Source organism: Streptomyces flavofungini (assembly GCF_041028215.1).
Classification (GTDB): Bacteria; Actinomycetota; Actinomycetes; order Streptomycetales; family Streptomycetaceae; genus Streptomyces; species Streptomyces flavofungini_B.
This window is the reverse complement of the sequence record NZ_JASKYR010001383.1, coordinates 1-1,242: the sequence shown is the minus strand read 5'-3', so window position 1 is coordinate 1,242 and position 1,242 is coordinate 1. Positions and strand designations below refer to the sequence as shown.

At 76.1% G+C, this 1,242-nt stretch carries 1 protein-coding gene and 1 pseudogene; both read left to right on the top strand.

Going from position 1 to position 1,242, the window contains the following annotated elements:
• Positions 1–907, top strand: a 907-nt coding sequence (locus AB8Z36_RS41195; RefSeq protein WP_369218454.1) for an ERAP1-like C-terminal domain-containing protein, incomplete at its 5' end; no start/stop codon positions are given.
• Between the two features lie 177 nt (positions 908–1,084).
• Positions 1,085–1,242: pseudogene (locus AB8Z36_RS41190) on the top strand (aspartate aminotransferase family protein); the annotation flags it as partial.

Sequence of the window (1,242 nt, the reverse complement as noted above, 5' to 3'; positions counted from 1 at the left end):
CCCCCTCACCCGCGCCGTCCTGTGGAACAGCCTGCGCGACATGGTCCGCGACGGCGAACTGGACCCCGCCGTCTACCTCCGGGCCGCCCTCACCCACCTCCCCGAGGAGAGCGACCTCGCCGTCGTCCAGGGCGTCCTCACCTTCGCCACCGCCCACATCGCGGGCCGCTACTCCGGCCCCGAGAAGCGGCCCGCCGCCCTCGCCACCCTCGGCGAACTCTGCCGCGACCTGATCCGCCGCACCGAGGACGGCTCCCACCCCGGCCTGCGCCTCACCGCCGTCCGCAGCGCCATCGACGTCGCCACCCAGCCCGCGCCCCTGGAGGCCTGGCTCGCCGAGGGCACCGTGCCCGGCGGCCCCGAACTCGACCCCGAACTGCGCTGGCGCATCCTCGCCCGCCTCGCCGTCCTCGACGCCACCGACGAGGCCGCCATCGCCGCCGAACTGGAGCGGGACCCCAGCGCCACCGGCCAGGAAGGCGCGGCACGCTGCCGGGCCGCCCTGCCCGACGCCGCCGCCAAACGGGCCGCGTGGGAGGCCATGTTCGCCTCCGACGAACTCTCCAACTACCTCCTCAAGGCCACCGCCCAGGGCTTCTGGCAGCCCGAACAGGCCGACCTCGTACGGGAGTACGTGCCGCGCTACTACGAGGACGCCGTCACCGTCGCGGCCCGGCGCGGCCCCGCCATCGCCGACGTCCTGGGCGCCTGGGCCTTCCCCGCCCCGTTCGTCGACGCCGAGACACTCCGCCTCGGCGAGCGGTGCCTGCGCGACGCCGACCCGATCCCCGCCCTGCGCCGCAAGTTCACCGACCAGCTCGACGACCTGGCCCGCGCCCTGCGCGTACGCGAGGGCGACGCCGCACGGGAGGGCGACGGCGTACGGGAGGGCGACGGCACCGCCTGAGCCGGGGCCGGGGCCAGGCCCGACGCGCGGGGAGGCCTAGCATTCCCGCGCACCGGGGCACGTAGCTGCGGTACGCAAGTACCACTTTCGGGTTCCGTTCTTCGAAGTACTCGGGCGCACCGCCCGCGCGTTGTACAGGCTGGTCCTCCCGCACGCGCGCATTCGAAGGACAAGCCCATGAGCACCCCGCCGCCCCTCGCCGGAGGCGCCCACGGCCCCGATGCCCTCCGCCCGCTGCTCGACACCACACTCGACGCCCTCCGCGAGGGCGCCGCCGACCGCCGGGGCCCCCTGCCCGCAGGGGGCCCCGAAGCCGTCGCCGACCGCGTCCGCGC